This is a genomic window from Ralstonia sp. NFACC01, from assembly GCF_900115545.1.
Taxonomy (GTDB): domain Bacteria; phylum Pseudomonadota; class Gammaproteobacteria; order Burkholderiales; family Burkholderiaceae; genus Ralstonia; species Ralstonia mojiangensis.
The window spans coordinates 430,823-449,415 of sequence record NZ_FOWV01000003.1 but is presented as its reverse complement, the minus strand read 5'-3'; the positions used below and the strand labels follow the sequence as shown (position 1 = coordinate 449,415).

Genomic DNA, 18,593 nt, shown 5'->3' with positions numbered 1-18,593 from the left:
AGCTTGCCTATGTGACACCCCCGATTCTCAAAGCCAGAAGCGAGCATTGCGATGTCTAAACGCCCGACTACCAAACGGTTTCCCAGAAAGATCGATGGAAAAGCGCTTGCCGCTCGTCCGAGCGCGACCCCAATGTATCTGGCTTTGTGTGTGGCGATGTTCAACAGCGCGCGCGCCGCAGAGGGTGATGTGCTTGTTGCGCAGGCTGCCCCAACACTGCTCGCGTTCAATACGAACTTTCTTCACGGACAGGGCCGACCTACAGACCTGAGTGCCGTTCTGTCTTCGGGCAGCAGCGTGCCGCCCGGCACATACCGCGTCGAGGTGCAAGTCAATGGCGATCTGGTCGGACGTCGCGACATTGACTTCCATCAGAATGGCGCCGAAGGCAAATTGCGTCCGTGCCTGACCGCTCAACTGTTGCTGGATTTTGGCGTCAACCTGAGTGCCATCACGCCGCCGCTGGATCGCTACAGCCCGGCGTGCCTGGACTTGCCGCAGTTGATGGAGCAGGCCGCGGTCGACTTCGACGCTGGCCGGCTCCGGCTCAACCTGAGCATTCCGCAGGCATTTCTGTCGCGTGCTGCGCGTGGCTACGTGGATCCCGCCTTATGGGATGAAGGTGTCACCGCTGGGTATGTCAATTATCAGTTCAGTGGTAACTACGGCCATGGCCGTATCGGTCCCGACAGCAGCAGCTATTACTTTGGCCTGCAGAACGGCGTGAACATCGGCCGCTGGCGACTGCGTAACGAGTCGTCGCTGAGCGGTAGCAACGATGGTCAGACGCGCTTCAAGAGCAACCGGACATTAGTGCAGCGCGATCTTGATGCGATCAAGGGCCAGCTGACGCTGGGCGAGCAATATTCCGACGCAACACTGTTTGACAGCGTGCGTTTTCGCGGCGTGCAAGTGGGCTCGGACGACGCCATGCTGCCCGATAGCGAACGCGGGTATGCGCCCGTCATCCGAGGGCAGGCGGCCACCAATGCGGTTGTGGAAGTCCGTCAGAGCGGCTACGTGCTCTACCGCGCGAACGTGCCGCCCGGTCCGTTCCAACTGACCGATATCTTTCCCTCCGGCTCCAATGGTGACCTCGAAATTACGATCATCGAGGCCGATGGCACCAAGCGAGTGACTCATCAAGCGTTCTCCAGCTTGCCGCTGATGCTTCGCAAGGGCCGATTGAAGTACAACTTCGCGGCGGGCAAGTACAACGGTGACCAAGACACATCGCCAAACCTAGTCAGTGGGTCGCTGGTCTACGGCTTGACCGACAACAGCACGGTGGCAGGAGGTTTCCAGGCTTCGCGCGACTTCCAGGCCGTCAACGTGGGCGCCGGTACAAACACGCCAATCGGCGCGCTATCAGTTGACATCACGCAATCGAGCAGCCGCGCACAGGGCAAGCGCGATATTGGTCAGAGCGTGCGAATCCTGTACGCCAAGACCTTTACGCGGACCAACACCAACTTCACCCTGGCGGCTTATCGTTACTCGACGTCGGGCTATCGTACGTTCAACGATCACGTCAACGATCTGAGCAATGCGACGGGCATCCCATCTGGCCGTAGCCGCTCGCGCATCGACCTGACGACGAGCCAGGACCTCGGAGGCCCCGAGCGCAGGTATGGCAGCGTCTACCTGAACGTCAGCCAGCAGACCTATTGGAATCAGGAGGGGGCCAGCCGCAGCGTCAGCGTCGGCTACGGCAACAATTGGCGCCAGCTTAGCTACAACCTGAGCCTGAGCCAGACCAAAGATACGCGCTTTGGCGGCTATGGCAACAACACTCAGGTCATGTTGACGATGTCGATTCCGTTGGGCGGCAAGCTGCATTCGCCGCGTGCCTATACCAACGTAAGCAAAGACAGCAACGGCGGCACCAACATCCAAAGCGGGCTGAATGGGTTCCTCAGCGAGCGGACGTCGTATGCGATGCAGGCCGGCTATACCAGCCGCGGGCGGGGCGCCACGGGGGGCGCCAGCATCACGCACGACGCCGATGCGGGCCAGCTTTCGGCCAACGTCAATGTCGCACGGGATTACCAATCCGCCAGCGTGAGTGCCATGGGCGCGGTCGTGGTGCATGGCGGCGGCGTCAACATGAGCCGCACGGTGGGCGACACCTTTGCGCTGATGAAGATGGACGGCCTCAAGGGCACAGATGTGCGTACCGATCGCGGTGCCGCGGTTGGGCGTAACGGTTACGCGGTGGTGACCTATGCACAGCCGTACCGCTTGAACGCTTTGCGTCCTGACACGCATAACCTGGGCGCGGACGTAGAACTCGAAGATACCGTCAAGCAGGTGGTGCCGCGCCGCGGCGCCATCGTGCAGGCGACCTTCAAGGGCTACAGCGGTCGCCGCGCGCAGTTCATGCTTGAACAGGCTGACGGCAAGCCGGTGCCTTTCGGGGCCAGCGTGAAGGACTCGCAAACCGGCAAACAGTTGGGTATCGCGGACCCGAGCGGCAAGGCATTTGTGCTGCTCCCGCAGGATCAGGGCACGTTGGCGGTGAAATGGAAGGAGGGGCAGTGTCAAGCGCCCTATGCGCTGCCTAAAGCGCAAGGCGCGCTCAACTACCAGCGACAGACCTTGCGGTGCCGATAGCTTTCCGCAAGTTCAGTCTTTCCACTGCACGGCCATCGATGGGCCTTGTAAGAGCAATAGCGTGCGACCCGGAAGCAAATGCGCGATGCCGATTCTACGTGGTGATCATAAATCGCTTGTCCGGGTTGTCTGTGCAAAAGCGAAAGCGAAATCTGTCACGGACACTTTGAGCTTGGCCCCTTCGTCCTAGCGCGTCCAGCTGACGTGGCCGGTGCGCGTGCATCGTCTGAATAGGAGTCAAAGGACAAATTGAACGAGTCAAATGAAATCCAAGCTCGGCGCGATGGCGATGCGCGACGGGCCAAACTTAGGGCCAGCGGCCCCATGGCCAGCGGGCCAGTTTCGCTGCATGCCTTTGCCATCCGGCTCTCGCATGTCTCGTCAAACGCTTTCCAGCGAGTGCGACATGCGATTGCGTGTTCCCCGGCATTCCTTGCAGCAGCAATGCAACTGCTGCTGATCGCGCCGTCTAATGCTGCACTGACTATTACCGGAACCCGTGTGATCTATGAAGAAGCGAGCAAGAGCGTCACTGTGCCGGTGACCAATCTGGACGATCTGCCCGTTCTTGTGCAGAGCTGGATCACGGATGCCCATAACGAGGATGACCCGACCATTCCGTTTGCGATCGCAGAGCCGTTGCTGAAGGTCGAGCCGAATCGAAGCCGCGATATACGCATTTTCTATGCGGGCCATGGGATGCCGTCGGACCGCGAATCGATGCTGTTTCTGAACATCATGGGTATTCCGGTCAAGCCGATGCAACAAAACACGGTTCAGTTCGCTATCAAGCAAAGGCTGAAGCTGTTCTATCGTCCCAAAACCCTGAGCGGCAGCGTGTCAGATGCCGTCGCCACGCTCCGCTGGCGGATCAACGGTGACCAGATTGAAGTGGTCAACGCCAGCCTGTTTCATGTCTCATTGATCGATCTGGATCTGCAATGGAAGGACGGGCATCGTCCCATTTCCGACTACCTGCTGCTTGAACCCGGAGCGACCCAAACATTCGATGCGACGGTGCCGCATGCCCTCAGACCGCTGCGTATGCGATTCGTCGAGATCAACGACGTCGGGCTGCAGTTTCCGCACGAAGTCGATCTTCAATAAATTCCAGCGCGAATCATGCATACCAAGATGAATATTTCGAGAGTGCTCTCGCTCCTAATGATGTTGCTCGCATGGCTGCCGGCCAAGAGCTTTGCAGTGAGCTGCTGGGCCGACGATGGTAAGAACACCGCCATCATTACCGAGGCGCTCGGCACTGACCTTGCCGTGCCGGCAGATGCGCCCGACGGAACGATCATTTGGGAATCGAAGCCCAGAACCATCTACGTTCTTTGCGCTGACGACCGGGAGATTGGGTCGGAGTGGATCTATTTCTATCTCAATCCTTGGAGCATAAGTGTCGGAACAGGCATTCGTGTGGGTATCCGCTATCAAGGCGTCAAAATTACGCAGTCGAGCGGCAAGGTCAATACCTGGCATAGCTCCCATGAGGGATGTACTTGGGCAAACTGCACCGGGTGGCGCAAAGCGCAATTCACACTGACCTTTTCAGTGTTCGTGGAAAAGTACGGCGCGACACCGACTTCGGGACAAGCCTCGAACCTGGCGACATATAACGTGTTCCAGTTGGATGGCGCCGGAGGGATGAATTACCCGGCAACCAACAACCTTAACTATGTGCTGACAGGCCTGAGCAACATTCGTTTTGTGCCGTGCGCGCCCCAACTTACGGTCACGCCAGGGACAGTCGACTTTGGCGAGGTATTTGGATTGAATGCAACGGTGGGTTCGGTCGCCGCGAGCAAGCGCGTCAACCTGAACCTGCAACGTGCATGCACGACGCCGTACACGGTCAACGCGCGCTTCACGCCTACGGCCGGCACCGTCGTGGACGGCTTGCTGGTCCCGGAGAAAAACGACTCCGTTGGGATATCGATCCTGCGTTCAGCGACTCAGGAAAAACTGGCCTTCAACGATTGGTTCAAACTGACCGATATGAGCGGCTCAACGCCTGCTTCCATCAGTCTCGACACGCAGCTTGTGTGGCGCAAGAAATCCGTCCCTGGGCCGTTCAATGCCGCTGTCGTGATTGATCTGTATTACAAGTAGTTGACCCGGGGCAGACCGTAGACCCTTGAGAATGAGGGGTTGCAGTCAGTGAACCCTGGCGAGTCTGCCCAAGACGCGTCGGATAGTAGCGTCCATCCCGCAAGATCACATCTTGTAGACCGAACCACCACGGAGAGGACCGCCGTGCATCTCCACGATGCATCAAGGGAGGCAACATCTTGGTGTTCACATGTCTTGGTGCCAGTGCCGTTCGCAAGTCGGCGTGAGGTCAAGGCGGTGCCCGCGCAATGCCCGCATGCCGGGCAGTCAGACACCTTGCTTTACGAGGACCTTCAGATACGGCGAGCGACGATCTCGCGACAACGGCGCACCAATGGAAAACGGGCCCGAAGGCCCGTCAAATTAACAGCTTAGATTGTCTTTCGTAATCTTTGGTACTGCGGTGTATTGGTGGAGCCGGCGGGAATCGAACCCGCGTCCGCAAGCCCTCCACAGAGAGTTCTACATACTTAGTTCTGTCATTTGATTTAACCGCCGCATCGCGGACGAACACGCTCTACGACGGCGATTCACTAAGTTTTCGTCTCTAGGCCCGTGACTCACCTAGAGCTTATCTGACGTAGATGACCTCGCTAGTCTTTCGACCCTAGCCCGTCAGCGAGCCAGTGCGAGGACGGCGGCCCTTAGGCTGCCAGTGCGTAACGTTCGTCGTTAGCAGTTATTGCATTCCCATTGATTAACGAGGTGACGGGTCCTCGGTATGCCCTCCACTGCTTCGCAACCCACGTCGAAACCAGGTCGGCCCCAGTAAGGAAGGGTCGATTATCCCATAGATGGGCTACTTCAGCGAGAAATCAACCCGCGTCGTCTTGCCCTTGTCCTTGATGCCTTCGGCGGTCAGCTTCGGAGCCACGACGAAGAGGCGCCCCGGATCCACACGTTCTGCCAGCGCCACATGCACCGCATTCGCCCGACGCTGGGCAAGCTCCCGCAGATCCGCATCCGTCACTTGCACATTGGTTTCCATCAGCTTGCGCATCTCGTCGGGCGGCAAGGATTTGGCTAGGCCGATCACGTTGCGCGGTTTCGGGAATTTGGCGGCCTTGTACGCGCGTTCAAGGTACTTGTTCTCCTCTTCCGGCTTGACGGTGGTGTCTGCCTCAGCAGCGTCGCCGGCATCCTTGAGCTTCTGTTCACGAATCTGACGGTTCACCACTTCGCGGCGCAAGCCGTCGCGGTCAAATTCCGGGTCGACGCGGCCGACGATGTCGACCTTCAGCGCCGGGCGGTCCTTGAGTGCAGTGGCCAGCTTGTCGAGCTTGGCCAATGACGCCTGACTGATGTTCGACGTGCCCGGATCGAACTCGATGTAGCCGAGTTCTTCGCCGCCGCTGCCGCCAAATGCGCTGGCGAGCAAGGAGAACGGTGCCGTTACGGCGCGTGCAATCAGGTTGACGAACGCGCGCAGAATGACGCTGCCGATGCTGAACTGCGGGTCATCGAGTGAGCCCGACACTGGCACGCGCACGTCGATCTCCCCACGTGAATTCTTCAGTAGCGCCACCGCCAGCCGCACCGGCAGATTTGTGGCGTCTTTGCTTTCCACGCGATCGCCGAAGGTGAGCTGGTCGATGAAGATGTGGTTATCCGCGGTCAGCTTGCCCTGGTCGAGCAAGTAGTGCAGATCCATCGTGAGCTTGCCCTTGGTGATCGGGTAGCCGGCGTATTTGGCGGAGTAGGGCGTGAGGTTGGTCAGTTCCACGCCGTCTGCCTTGGCTGTGAGATCCACAAAGGCCGTGGGCGCGAGCGGATTGACTTTGCCGTGGATGTCGACGGGCGCGGTGCCGTCGACACTGCCTCGCAGCGTCACGTCAGCGGGTGTCTGATTGGCGGCGGTGCTGATCGTGCCGATCGAGCCACCGATGGCCGTAAGGTTGGCGGTGTAATTCGGCTTGACGAAGTTGTCGGTGAAGCGGATGTTGCCGTCCTGCAGTGTGATGGCGTCAACGCGCAGGTCGGCGCCGCCGGCTTTGGGCGTGGGGCCGGTGGCTGTGACGGTGACGGCCGATGCAGGTGCCGCAGTCGGGGCCGAAGCCACCACGGGTGCAGCTGCCGGGGCGGACGCAGCCGCGGCCGACGCCGATGCAGGTTCGCTTTGCGTCAGCGAGCGTCGCTCCTCGGTCGGCTGCACGCGGATGTCCTGCAGGTTCAGGCGTCCATTCGGATTGATGATGATCCGCGCGTAGAACGTCGATAGCGCCACCGCGCCCACCCGCACACGCGGCGTGGTGCCGTCGTAGTTGGCCTGGATGCGGTTGAGCGCGAGCGAACGCCAGCGCAGGAAGTCGTCCGAACTCACGCGGTCTTGCAGGCGAACGTTGCCCAGCGTCGCGTTGCCCTGGTAGTTGACCGTTAGGGCCTTGCCCTGGGTGAGCACGAGGTGCCCGTCCATCGATAGCAGCGCGCTCGTAATCGCCGCATTCAGCGTCTTGTCCAGATACGGATCAAAACCCGCCAGCGACAGGTTCTGCGAGTTCACTCGCAGATCGGCCTTCAGTGGCTGCGGCACCACTTCGCCACGCACATCGAGCTTGCCCTTCGTGCCCAGCCCCGCACCGATCTGCACGTTGACAGGTTTGCCGAGATCGGTGGAGGCGTTTTGCACGACCACGTTCAGCGGCTCGACACGGATCTTGACCGGACGCGAGTTCGATTGGTCTTCAAAGCCGACAGCGCTGTTGTCCAGCTTCAGTGTCTGCACCGTCACTGCCCACGGCTTTTCGGCTGGGGCATTCGACTTTGCGTTGGACTTGGCGGGCGCCTCCGACTTGCCCGCGGCGGGCTGCGGCCCATCGAGCAGCGTCAGCGTGGTCGTACCATCCTTCCTGCGCAGCGCGTCGATCTGCAGACCGTCGGCGCGCACTTCATTGAGCGTGATGGTGCGGGCGATCAGGTCGAAGCTCTTGACGTCCGCGCGCAGCAGCTTGGCGCGCAGCGCGGTGTCCTTGCCCGTGGCGGGCGCCAGCGACAGGTCGGCCAGGCTTGCGGTCAGCGGTTCCGCGCGTACGTTGAATTTGTCCGGCCCGAAGTCGAGCGCCACCTTGCCGTCGGCCGACAGCGCGCCATTCTGCAATTGCGGGGCGCCCGCCTGGCGCAGATACGGGCTGATGCCAGCCAGCTTCACGCTGTCCAGCTTGAGTTCCAACTCGCCGGTGTTCTTCTCCAGTGACGTGTTGCCTTTGACATTGAGCGTGCCGCCTTGCGCCAGCTTGGCGCCCACATCGAGAGTGGTTGGACCACCCAGCGTGCGTACGCCAATGTCGCCGTGGAGGTCTTCCAGCGTCAGGTCAGCCGCCGGCTGCGTGGTCGCGTCACGCCAATGGACTGTGCTGTTGGTCAGTTGCAGCTTGCTGACCACCACATCCAGCGGTTTCGGTTTGGCGGTCGACGCGGGCTCAGGTTTGACAGCTTTCGCTTCAGCAGATGCAGGCTTGCCCCCGAGCTGAGCGAAATTGATCACTCCATCTACACCACGCGTGGCATCGACGCGCACGCCATCGAGCGTCAGCGCATCGAGGTGGAACACGTTGTCGAGCGGGCGCACGTCGCTCAGCGTTGCACGCACTTGTTTGGCGGCCAACAGCGGTGCTTTCTTGGCGTCGACCACTTCCAGGTTGTCGAGGCCGGTCGTGCCGTGTACGCGCAGCACCGGCGCGCCGCTCTTCGGCTTCTGAAAGTCGATCGCTAGGTCCGTCGTCAGCTTGCCTTGCGGCACTGCCACCGGCAGCGGGCCGGGCACGTAGCCGAGGTAGCGGGGCAGATCCAGGCCATCGATCTTGACGTTGAGGTTGGATTCGAGCGAATCGGCGAACGGCTTTGTTTTGCCCGCGAAATGCAGCGGTGCGCCGTCGATGCGCGCGGCCAGCAGCGGCTGCACGAAGATATCCACGTCGGCCGGCAGGCTCGCCAGGAAAGGCACGCCGATCTGCAAGCCATCCACTTTGTGCTGCGTGCCGAGCGGCTGGTCGACAAAATCAATCGCGCCGTTGGCCAATTGCAGATTCGCGAAGACGAAACGCGCCGGCTCGTTCGACTTGGGCTTGGGTGGGTTCTCCGGCTGGCTTAGCCTGTCGACGATGTCGGAGAAGTTGAAGCGCTGTTCGGCGGTGCGCACGATACGCACGTGTGGCGCGTCTATGCCGAGCTCTTCGATGACGGGCGCGCGGCGGAAGATCGAACTCCACGAGGCATTGACATGCAGATGGCCGACGTCGACGAACGGTGTCTTGCCGTCGCGCTCGGCAATGTGGAGCTGGTCAACATCAAGCCGCAGTGTGTATGGGTTGATGCTGATCTTGCCGACCGAAACTGGCCGTTCCAGCACCTTGCTGAGTTGCGTTTGCGCCAGGTGGCGCAGTAGCGGCGGGCCACCGAATGCGCCCAGCAGGCCGAACACCACCAGGAAGATCAGCACGCCGATCCCGGTGCGTTTGGTACGTCGCGATGTGCCGACCTGAGCCGCGCGTTGCCAGCCGGCCGTGCCGCGCACGCGATCAAGCCGTGCGCGCCAGCCGTTGGTATTCGATTGCAGATCGGGGCGCGAATCGCGGGAGGTGCTCATGCTGGTGTCGGTCCGGCCATGGCGTGGCCTACTTCGTCAGTCGGTCGACCGCCACGTCCCCGGGGGGAGGCGGCGGTCCTGAAAGATGCGGCGCCCAGGCATTCACCGGGGCATCGTGGTCAAGCGCGTTGCGATTCGAGCAGCAGCGGAATCAGCTCGGCCGCGCTGGCAATCAGCGCATCGGCGCGCCATTCCACGGGCGATGGTCCATTACCACAATAGCCGTAACTGGCCGCAATGGTAGGCATGCCGGCGGCGCGGCCGGCTTCAATATCGCGAAGGTCATCGCCCACGTAGACGATCTGCCGTGCATCGACGCCGATGGATTCGGCTGCATGCAGCAGCGGGGCTGGGTGAGGTTTAGCGTGCGGCGTGGTGTCGCCTGCAACGACGCAGGCAGGCGGCACGGGGAACGACAGCTGTGCAACCAGCGGTACCGTCAGTCGGCCCGATTTGTTGGTGACGATTCCCCAGGGGATGCCGGCGCGGCCCAGTTCCGCCAGCACGTCAGCCATGCCCGGAAACAGCTGCGTGCGCACACAGATTTCTGCTTCGTAGTTGGCGAGAAATGCCAGCCGCAGCGATTCGAATTCAGCATCTCCCGGCCCAATGCCGAACGCCACGCCAATCAGCCCACGGGCACCATGCGAGGCGACCGGGCGCAGCGCTTCGTAGTCCACCGGTTCGAGACCGCGGTCGGTGCGCACCTTGTTGGCCGCCGCAGCAAGATCGGGGGCCGTGTCCGCAAGCGTGCCATCTAGGTCGAACAGCACCGCGCCCAGCGGATCGGGAAATTGGCGCACCCTCATGCCTCGGCCGGACGGCGCGTCGCCATCAAGTAGTTGACGCTGGTGTCCTGCGTAAGGGCGTAGCGGCCGGTAATCGGGTTGTATTCCAGCCCGCGCATCTCTTGCGCTTGGAGGCCAGCCCCGCGTACGAATGCGCTTAGCTCAGAGGGGCGAATGAACTTGGCGTAGTCATGCGTGCCGCGCGGCAGCATGTTCAGGATGTATTCCGCACCTATCACCGCCAGCAGGTACGCTTTGGCGTTTCGGTGGATCGTGGAGAAAAATACGTAACCGCCCGGCTTCACCAATGTCGCGCATGCGCGAACAATGGATGCCGGATCGGGCACATGTTCGAGCATCTCCATGCAAGTAACGACATCGAAGCTGCCAGACTCACGCGCGGCCAGCGCTTCTGCTGCGATCTCCTCGTAATCGACGGTAATGCCCGCCTCGAGGCTATGCAGGTCGGCGACACGCAATGCTTTGCGGGACAGATCGATGCCTTTGACGTTGGCTCCGGCACGCGCCATGCTCTCTGAAAGGATGCCGCCGCCGCAGCCGACGTCGACGACGCGTTTGCCGGCTAGCGGTGCGATTGACTGGATCCAGTCAAGGCGTAGCGGGTTGATTTCGTGCAGGGGTTTGAACTCGCTGTTCGGATCCCACCAGCGGTGGGCGAGTTCGCTAAATTTTTCGAGTTCGCCGGGATCGGCGTTCGCGTGAGTGGTCGTCATGTTGCGCTGCGCCAGGGCATATCGGCTAGGTGAGGAAATGTACCAAAAAGCGTGGCCCCGACCAAATCACGGGGTCTGGAAAAAGGTTTCACATTGAAACAGAGGTGAACAAACGCGCATGCATTTCCTCCAACTGTCACCTTCGCTCAAGGAGAGATCAATGAAATCCAAACAAATTCTGATAGGACTGGGTGTTGTGGGCCTGACGGTGCTGGCAGGCTGCGCCGCGCCCGGTTACGGCGGTGGTTATAACGGTGGGTATGCTCAGCAGCCTGCCTATGGTCAGCAACCGGCTTATAGCGGACAGCCCCAGCAAACGGGCGCCCTTTATGGCCGGGTCGAATCGATCCAGCCGATGCAGGCCCCGGCAAATAGCCCGGGCATTTTGGGCACGATCATCGGCGGCGTGGCCGGCGGCATTCTGGGTCACCAAGTTGGTGGCGGTACGGGCAACACGGTCGCGACCATTGGTGGCGCAGCACTCGGTGCTTATGCGGGCAACCAAGTCGAACAGCGCGCCGGGGCGGGCGGTCAAACGGTGTACCGCATCACCGTGCGCCTGGATGATGGCCGCGTCGCGACCGTCACGCAGCGAAACCCGAACAATCTGCGCGTTGGTGATCGCGCCATGGTTGCTAACGACCAGGCGACACCTTCCTATCAATAAGAAGGGCGGTCATGAGGAAGGGGCATCGGTGCCCCAAATAGAAAAAGCGATGGCGCATTTGGCGTCATCGCTTTTTTATTGCCTATTTCCGCAGCAGACCAGGGGGCATCTGCCGATGTATAGGCGAAAAAAAGCCCAGCTTTCGCTGGGCTTTTTCCCGGTGTGAACCGAATTACTGAGCCTTGCGGGTGCCGACCACTTCGACGTCCACGCGGCGGTTCGGTTGCTGGCAGGCGATTTGCGCCTTGCGAGCGCCCTTGCACGACTTCGGATCAACCTTCAGCTGGCGCTTGCCCTTGCCTTCCGTGTAAACACGGTTGGCTTCGATGCCCTTGCTGACCAGGTAGCCCTTGACGGCTTCAGCACGACGGACCGACAGACGGTCGTTGTACTTGTCCGAACCGAACGAGTCGGTGTGGCCAACGGCGATCACGACTTCCAGGTTGATGCCGTTCAGCTTCGAGACCAGGTCGTCCAGCTTAGCCTTGCCTTCCGGCTTCAGCACAGCCTTGTCGAAATCGAACAGGGTGTCAGCAGCGAACGTAACCTTTTCGCTCGACACAACCGGAGCAGCCGGAGCAGCCGGGGTGGCCGTCGGAGCAGCAGCCGGAGCCAGAGCGCCGTCGCACTGAGCGTTGGCGGTTGCCGGCGTCCAGAAGCCATTGCGCCAGCACAGTTCGTTCGTGCCGTTCTTCCAGACCCACTCGCTCGTGCCGTTACCCCAGTTGTCGTTGACGGCCTTCTTTTCGTAGGGCACCGACTGAGCGTAAGCGGACGCAGCCATGGCTACCGCAGCTGCAGCGAACGCGAGCTTGGCAAATTTTTTCATATTTCTCCTCTCAGGATGAGATCACCGCAGAAGACTGCGAGCAGATGGGACGAAAACAAGTCATACATTCTTCGGAGTATAACATTCTCGGTGTGGTGAAGGCTCCACTTCGAACAATGTCTGCCTCTTCGCTGGGGGATTGTGCCACAAGCACGCACTCCTAAAAAGCAAATATAAGCGATTCGAACGGGGCGCCACGGCCTTGTGGTGTGTACGCAACAAGGCAGGAAATGGCTCGCAAACCCTTATGGGGACTGGCTCCCCGGTTTTGCCCTCGCTCGCACGGAACGTGCCCGGGGTTGACGATGCGTCGCTCGCGCGTATGAGGGGAGGGGGCTTGCGGCATGGTAAAATGTTCTGTTATTCGCGCAACCGCAGCGTCCTGCAGTGGGCACCACTGTGCTCACTAGGGGACCTCTCACCGTTCGCCCAATGGATCAATTCGCCAAAGAGACACTCCCGGTATCGCTCGAAGAAGAAATGCGCAGCTCGTACCTCGCTTACGCGATGAGCGTGATCGTGGGCCGCGCCCTTCCAGATGTGCGGGATGGTCTCAAGCCGGTGCATCGTCGTGCGTTGTACTCGATGCACGAGCTGAACAACGACTGGAATCGCCCCTATAAGAAGTCCGCCCGTATCGTCGGGGATGTGATTGGTAAGTATCACCCCCACGGCGACACTGCTGTATACGACACCATCGTGCGGATGGCGCAGAACTTCTCTCTGCGCTACATGCTGGTCGACGGCCAAGGCAACTTTGGCTCGGTCGACGGCGATAACGCCGCGGCGATGCGTTACACCGAAATCCGCTTGTCGAAGATCGCTCACGAACTGCTGGCCGACCTCGACAAGGAAACGGTCAATTTCGAGCCGAACTACGACGGTTCCGAAACTGAACCTTCCGTTTTGCCGGCTCGCATTCCCAACTTGCTGATCAACGGTTCGTCTGGGATTGCGGTGGGTATGGCGACGAACATTCCGCCGCACAACCTGAATGAAGTGGTTGATGGCTGCCTGCATTTGTTGCGCAACCCCGAAGCGACGGTTGACGAGCTGATCGAACTGATCCCGGCGCCGGACTTCCCGACGGCCGGCATCATCTACGGCATTTCGGGTGTACGTGAAGGCTATCGCACCGGCCGCGGCCGCGTCGTGATGCGCGCCAAGACGCATTTCGAGGATATTGATCGGGGCCAGCGCCAAGCGATCATCGTCGACGAGCTGCCGTATCAAGTTAACAAGCGCACGCTGCTCGAGCGTATCGCCGAGCTGGTCACCGAAAAGCGCATCGAAGGCATTTCTGACATTCGCGACGAGTCGGACAAGTCCGGCATGCGCGTGGTGATCGAGCTCAAGCGTGGCGAAGTGCCGGAGGTTGTTCTCAACAACCTCTATAAGAATACGCAGCTGCAGGACACGTTCGGTATGAACATGGTGGCGCTGGTCGACGGCCAGCCGCGTCTGCTGAACCTGCGCCAGATGCTGGAGTGCTTCCTGCTGCACCGCCGCGAGGTGGTAACGCGCCGCACCGTGTTTGATCTGCGTAAGGCGCGAGAGCGTGGCCACATCCTCGAAGGTCTGGCTGTTGCGCTTGCCAACATCGATGAGTTCATCGCAATCATCAAGGCCGCTCCGACCCCGCCGGTTGCGAAAGGTGAGCTGATGAACCGCAGTTGGGATTCGGGCCTCGTGCGCGACATGCTTGTTCGCGCAGAGAGCGAAACCTCCGGCGGCGGTGCCGCGTATCGGCCAGAAGGTTTACTGCCTGCATTCGGTATGCAAGGCGATGGGCTGTACAAGCTGTCGGACACGCAGGCGCAAGAAATCCTGCAGATGCGCCTGCAGCGCCTCACCGGGCTGGAACAGGACAAGATCGTTCAGGAATACCGTGAGGTGATGGCGCAGATCGCCGACTTGCTGGATATCCTGGCACGTCCTGAGCGCATTACCGCCATCATCGTCGAGGAACTTACCGCCATCCGCGCGGAATTCGGTGATGAGCGTCGCTCGCAGATCGAGCACAATGCGACCGAATTGGATACAGAAGACCTCATTACGCCGCAAGATCTGGTGGTGACGCTGTCCCATAGCGGCTATATGAAGAGTCAGCCGATTTCCGAATATCGTGCGCAAAAGCGTGGCGGGCGTGGCAAGCAGGCTGCCGCGACGAAGGAAGACGACTGGATCGACACGCTGTTTGTTGCCAATACCCACGATTACATCCTCTGCTTCTCCAATCGCGGTCGCCTTTACTGGTTGAAGGTTTGGGAAGTGCCGCAAGGCAGCCGTAACTCGCGCGGTCGCCCGATCGTCAATATGTTCCCGCTGTCGCCGGGCGAGAAGATCAACGTGATTCTGCCCGTGAAGCAGTTCGACGAGCAGCACTTTGTGTTCATGGCTACCTCCAAGGGGACGGTCAAGAAGACGGCGTTGACGGAATTCTCGAACCCGCGCAAGGCCGGCATCATTGCGGTGGACCTGGACGAGGGCGATTTCCTGATTGGTGCGGACATCACCGATGGCCAGCATGATGTGATGCTGTTCTCCGACGCCGGCAAGGCGGTGCGCTTCGATGAAAACGACGTGCGCCCGATGGGTCGTCAGGCGCGTGGCGTTCGCGGTATGAACCTGGAGGAAAGCCAGCAAGTGATTGCCATGCTGGTTGCGCCGGCGGAAACCGAAGGCGAAGGTGCCCAGTCGGGCGCCGGCAGCGTGCTGACCGCTACCGAGAACGGCTATGGGAAGCGCACGCCGATCTCGGAATACACCCGACATGGCCGCGGCACGAAGGGCATGATCGCCATCCAGACTTCTGAGCGTAACGGCAAGGTGGTGGCCGCGGCGCTGGTGGCGCCTGAAGACGAGATCATGCTGATCACGACGGGCGGCGTGCTGATCCGCACGCGTGTGGACGAGATTCGTGAAATGGGTCGCGCCACGCAGGGTGTCACCCTCATCTCGGTGGGCGAGGGTAACAAGCTGTCTGGGCTCCAACGTGTGATGGAGTCCGATGCTGAAGGTGCAGAAGGAGGTCTCGAAGGGAGCGATGCGGAGGATGCCGCCCCGGCTGCCGATGCACAGGCGGATGACAGCAGCGAGACATAATTAGAAACATCTTTTGCTTGCCGTTAGGCGCAGTTCTGTCATGATGCCGGACCTGTGCGCGGCAAGGGCTTGGAACTTTTGCATCACACGCCCGGCCTAAACGCAACGCTTATCTCAAGGGAGCAACAATGCACAAGAGTCTCAAACTCAAACATCTGATTGTGGTGGCCGGTTTCGCTCCGCTGTTTGCGTTCGCGCAGGCTGGCGACGCTGACAAGACGGCTGCCATCAAGGACCTGCTGACGACGATGAACGTCGATGCAGCTATCAAGGGTCAAGGTGAAGTGTTGGCCAACGGCGCTAAGCAGGAAGCCCCGCTGGTGCTGGAGCAAGCACTGGTCGAGAACAAGACTCTGAACGACAAGCAGAAGCAAGCCGCTGTCGACAAGCTGAAGAAGAACGGCGCTGTGCAGCGCATGACCGACGGCGCCGGCAAGGACTTTGACACGGAAGCGTTCCGCAAGGACGCTCTGCAAGCCCACTATGACTCCCTGGGCAAGTACTATTCGACCCAGGAAATCAAGGACCTGACCACGTTCCTGAAGACGCCGAGCGGCCAGAAGTTCATGGCCAACCAAGGTAAGGCGATGCAGGAAGTGTGGGGCAACGTGATGCAGAAGTACGGTCCGCAAGTCGGCAAGAAGATGCGCGACATGGCTGACAAGGAAGTTGCCGCTGCCGCGAAGTAATTAACCGGCATAGGCGGACGATCGGGGGGCGCAATCCCCGGCGCGCTGCTAGTTGGTAGATAATGGCTGTTTGGGTTTGCGCCCAGACAGCCATTTTTCTTTTGCCCTTCGCCCTATGAACCAAGCGGATCGAGCCCTTCAAGCCAGCCAAACGCGCGTGTACAACTTTTCGGCAGGTCCGGCGGTGTTGCCGCTCGAGGTGCTGGAACAGGCGAAGGAGGAGATGGTCTCCTGGCACGGCAGCGGCATGAGTGTGATGGAAATGAGCCATCGCGGCCGCGAATTCGAAAGCATCCTGGCAGCCGCGTTTGGCGATTTGCGGCAATTGCTGACGGTGCCAGACAACTACGAAATCCTCTTCCTGCAAGGCGGCGCCATCGCCGAAAACGCGATCGTGCCGTTGAACCTCATGCGTCGGCTGTCGGCGGATGCACCGAAGGCTGACTACGTCGTTACCGGCACGTGGTCAGTCAAGTCGCAACAGGAAGCGCGCAAGTACGGCGAGGTGAACATCGCTGCCACCAGCGAGGCCGAGCGCTTCCACAAGATTCCGGATGTCTCGAGCTGGAAGCTGTCGTCGGATGCCGCCTACGTGCACCTGTGCACGAACGAAACCATTGTCGGTGTCGAGTATCAGGAGACGCCTGACATCGGTCAGGCGCACGGGCGTGTGGTGGTGTCCGACGTGTCGAGCCACATCCTCTCTCGGCCGATCGACTGGAACGGTTATCAGGTCCTGTACGGTGGCGCGCAGAAAAACATCGGCCCCGCCGGCCTGACGATTGCCATCGTCCGCAAGGACCTCCTGGGCCACGCGCACCCGCTGTGCCCGTCGGCATTCAATTGGCGCCTCGTGGCTGAGAACGGCTCGATGTACAACACGCCGCCCACTTACGCCATCTACATCGCGGGGCTCGTGTTCCAGTGGATCAAGCGCCAGGGCGGGGTCGAGGCGCTGGAGACGCGCAACATCATCAAGTCGAAGATGCTGTACGACTTTATCGACGCCAGCAGCTTCTACCGCAACGAAATTCATCCGACGTGCCGGTCGCGTATGAACGTGCCGTTCTTCCTCAACGACGAATCCCGCAACGAGGCGTTCCTCACGCAAGCGCGCGAGCGCGGGTTGGTGCAGCTCAAGGGCCACAAGTCCGTGGGCGGCATGCGGGCAAGCATATACAACGCGATGCCGCTGGAAGGCGTAGAGGCGCTGGTCGACTTCATGCGTGAGTTTGAAAGAGTGTCTGCGTAAGGCTGATACTCAATCACGGCAGAACATTGCGCGAAGCGCCCGCTTCGCGCGGCAATTTGCAATCCGTTGCCGAACCAGATTCCTACAATGACCAGTCAGTCAGACGATACGAAGCAAAACAAGGATGCCGCATTGGCGGCGGAGCTTGCGCCGTTGCGCACGCAGATCGACGCAATTGACAACCAGCTGCTTACGCTGCTCTCCGGCCGCGCCAAGGTAGCGCAGGAAGTGGGCGAGGTGAAGAAGCGCTATTCGTCACCGGCGTTCCGGCCGGACCGCGAGTTGCAGGTCATCCGCAAGATGCAGTCCGGCAACCAAGGGCCCCTGCACGACGAGAGTATCGCCGCCATCTGGCGCGAGGTGATGTCCGCCTGCCGCGGTCTGGAACAGGCCCTGCGCATCGGCTACCTCGGCCCGGCGGGCACGTTCTCGGAGCAGGCGGTGATCGCGCATTTCGGCCACGAGATCCAGCCGATGCCGTGCCCGAGCATCGACGAGGTGTTTCGTGCGGCGGAGTCCGGCACGGTCGATTGTGGCGTGGTGCCGGTGGAAAATTCGACGGAGGGCGTGGTGTCGCGCACGCTCGATCTGTTCTTGCAGACGTCGCTGAAGATCAGCGGCGAGATCGCGCTGCGCGTGCACCATAACTTGCTGCACAAGACGGGCGACATGTCGCAGGTGAAGGTGGTGCGCGCGCATGCGCAGGCGCTGGCGCAGTGCCAACGGTGGCTGAACACGAACTATCCGAATCTGCCGCGCGAGGCTGTGTCGAGCAACGCCGAGGCAGCGCGCATGGCAGGCGAGGACGAAACCATCGCTGCGCTGGCAAGCGTGCAGGCGGCCAACCGCTACGGCCTGCACGTGGTGCGTGCCAATGTGGAAGACGATCCGCACAACCGCACGCGCTTTGTCGTGATCGGCAACTACGAAACGGAGCCGAGCGGACGCGATCAGACGTCGTTGATCCTGTCGGTCCCGAACGAGGCTGGTGCTGTCTACAAGTTGCTGGCGCCGTTGGCAGAGAACGGCGTGTCGATGTGCCGCTTCGAGTCGCGCCCGGCGCGCAGCGGTGCGTGGGAATACTACTTCTACGTCGATGTGGAGGGCCATCAGCGAGACCCGCAGGTCGCGCGTGCGCTGGAAAAGCTGCGTCACGACGCGGCGTATTTCAAAGTGTTGGGGTCCTATCCCTCGGCACATTGAGGGATTCAAGGCGCTC

At 60.7% G+C, this 18,593-nt stretch carries 12 protein-coding genes and 1 other RNA gene; 8 read left to right on the top strand and 5 right to left on the bottom strand.

Features of this window, described 5'->3' with window-relative positions; genetic code table 11:
- Positions 1 to 132 precede the first annotated feature (132 nt).
- The 3 genes from BM136_RS10065 (at position 133) to BM136_RS10055 (ending at position 4,728) form a co-directional block, all read left to right on the top strand.
- Positions 133 to 2,613 carry a fimbria/pilus outer membrane usher protein gene (locus BM136_RS10065; RefSeq protein WP_254775646.1) on the top strand — a complete coding sequence of 827 codons (2,481 nt, stop codon included), beginning with the start codon at positions 133 to 135 and terminating at the stop codon, positions 2,611 to 2,613.
- Positions 2,614 to 3,057: 444 nt separating this feature from the next.
- The gene (locus BM136_RS10060; RefSeq protein WP_175537111.1) at positions 3,058 to 3,720 is read left to right on the top strand and encodes a fimbrial biogenesis chaperone; all 663 of its coding nucleotides are present in this window, start codon (positions 3,058 to 3,060) and stop codon (positions 3,718 to 3,720) included.
- Positions 3,721 to 3,735: 15 nt separating this feature from the next.
- The gene (locus tag BM136_RS10055; RefSeq protein ID WP_217649354.1) at positions 3,736 to 4,728 is read left to right on the top strand and encodes a fimbrial protein; all 993 of its coding nucleotides are present in this window, start codon (positions 3,736 to 3,738) and stop codon (positions 4,726 to 4,728) included.
- Positions 4,729 to 5,137: 409 nt separating this feature from the next.
- On the opposite strand, the gene ssrA is transcribed toward BM136_RS10055, so the two are convergent.
- The 4 genes from ssrA to ubiG all read right to left on the bottom strand — a co-directional run bounded on the left by ssrA (position 5,138) and on the right by ubiG (position 10,832).
- Positions 5,138 to 5,495, bottom strand: a transfer-messenger RNA (tmRNA) gene (gene ssrA, locus BM136_RS10050).
- A 32-nt stretch (positions 5,496 to 5,527) separates the two neighbouring features.
- The gene (locus BM136_RS10045) at positions 5,528 to 9,310 is read right to left on the bottom strand and encodes a DUF748 domain-containing protein (RefSeq protein ID WP_092971693.1); all 3,783 of its coding nucleotides are present in this window, start codon (positions 9,308 to 9,310) and stop codon (positions 5,528 to 5,530) included.
- Positions 9,311 to 9,429: 119 nt separating this feature from the next.
- A complete protein-coding gene (locus tag BM136_RS10040) occupies positions 9,430 to 10,119 on the bottom strand; it encodes an HAD-IA family hydrolase (RefSeq protein WP_092971692.1) in 690 nt (229 codons plus the stop codon).
- Complete coding sequence (gene ubiG / locus BM136_RS10035; protein WP_092971691.1) at positions 10,116 to 10,832, bottom strand: bifunctional 2-polyprenyl-6-hydroxyphenol methylase/3-demethylubiquinol 3-O-methyltransferase UbiG; 717 nt, start codon at positions 10,830 to 10,832, stop codon at positions 10,116 to 10,118. The genes BM136_RS10040 and ubiG overlap by 4 nt, the downstream gene beginning before the upstream one ends.
- Before the next feature lie 160 nt (positions 10,833 to 10,992).
- On the opposite strand from ubiG, the gene BM136_RS10030 reads away from it, so the two are divergent.
- The gene (locus tag BM136_RS10030) at positions 10,993 to 11,499 is read left to right on the top strand and encodes an outer membrane lipoprotein (protein WP_092971690.1); all 507 of its coding nucleotides are present in this window, start codon (positions 10,993 to 10,995) and stop codon (positions 11,497 to 11,499) included.
- Positions 11,500 to 11,671: 172 nt separating this feature from the next.
- On the opposite strand, the gene ompA is transcribed toward BM136_RS10030, so the two are convergent.
- Positions 11,672 to 12,328, bottom strand: coding sequence for an outer membrane protein OmpA (gene ompA, locus BM136_RS10025; protein WP_027677885.1), 657 nt, complete (start codon positions 12,326 to 12,328; stop codon positions 11,672 to 11,674).
- Positions 12,329 to 12,760: 432 nt separating this feature from the next.
- Here ompA and gyrA point away from each other — a divergent pair, with 432 nt between their 5' ends.
- From gyrA to pheA, 4 genes are all read left to right on the top strand, one after another.
- Entirely contained in the window at positions 12,761 to 15,433 is a 2,673-nt protein-coding gene (gyrA, locus tag BM136_RS10020) for a DNA gyrase subunit A (RefSeq protein ID WP_092971689.1), read from the top strand.
- 128 nt (positions 15,434 to 15,561) lie between these two features.
- Positions 15,562 to 16,122 carry a DUF2059 domain-containing protein gene (locus BM136_RS10015; RefSeq protein WP_012761551.1) on the top strand — a complete coding sequence of 187 codons (561 nt, stop codon included), beginning with the start codon at positions 15,562 to 15,564 and terminating at the stop codon, positions 16,120 to 16,122.
- Positions 16,123 to 16,237: 115 nt separating this feature from the next.
- Entirely contained in the window at positions 16,238 to 17,374 is a 1,137-nt protein-coding gene (gene serC / locus BM136_RS10010) for a 3-phosphoserine/phosphohydroxythreonine transaminase (RefSeq protein ID WP_092971688.1), read from the top strand.
- Positions 17,375 to 17,461: 87 nt separating this feature from the next.
- Entirely contained in the window at positions 17,462 to 18,577 is a 1,116-nt protein-coding gene (gene pheA / locus BM136_RS10005; protein WP_092971687.1) for a prephenate dehydratase, read from the top strand.
- Positions 18,578 to 18,593 lie beyond the last annotated feature (16 nt).

Bases quoted from the DNA above. Each gene is read 5' to 3' on its own strand.
- BM136_RS10065 (WP_254775646.1), top strand. From the start codon at position 133: ATGTATCTGGCTTTGTGTGTGGCGATGTTCAACAGCGCGCGCGCCGCA.
- BM136_RS10060 (WP_175537111.1), top strand. From the start codon at position 3,058: ATGCAACTGCTGCTGATCGCGCCGTCTAATGCTGCACTGACTATTACC.
- BM136_RS10055 (WP_217649354.1), top strand. From the start codon at position 3,736: ATGCATACCAAGATGAATATTTCGAGAGTGCTCTCGCTCCTAATGATG.
- BM136_RS10045 (WP_092971693.1), bottom strand. From the start codon at position 9,310: ATGAGCACCTCCCGCGATTCGCGCCCCGATCTGCAATCGAATACCAAC.
- BM136_RS10040 (WP_092971692.1), bottom strand. From the start codon at position 10,119: ATGAGGGTGCGCCAATTTCCCGATCCGCTGGGCGCGGTGCTGTTCGAC.
- ubiG (WP_092971691.1), bottom strand. From the start codon at position 10,832: ATGACGACCACTCACGCGAACGCCGATCCCGGCGAACTCGAAAAATTT.
- BM136_RS10030 (WP_092971690.1), top strand. From the start codon at position 10,993: ATGAAATCCAAACAAATTCTGATAGGACTGGGTGTTGTGGGCCTGACG.
- ompA (WP_027677885.1), bottom strand. From the start codon at position 12,328: ATGAAAAAATTTGCCAAGCTCGCGTTCGCTGCAGCTGCGGTAGCCATG.
- gyrA (WP_092971689.1), top strand. From the start codon at position 12,761: ATGGATCAATTCGCCAAAGAGACACTCCCGGTATCGCTCGAAGAAGAA.
- BM136_RS10015 (WP_012761551.1), top strand. From the start codon at position 15,562: ATGCACAAGAGTCTCAAACTCAAACATCTGATTGTGGTGGCCGGTTTC.
- serC (WP_092971688.1), top strand. From the start codon at position 16,238: ATGAACCAAGCGGATCGAGCCCTTCAAGCCAGCCAAACGCGCGTGTAC.
- pheA (WP_092971687.1), top strand. From the start codon at position 17,462: ATGACCAGTCAGTCAGACGATACGAAGCAAAACAAGGATGCCGCATTG.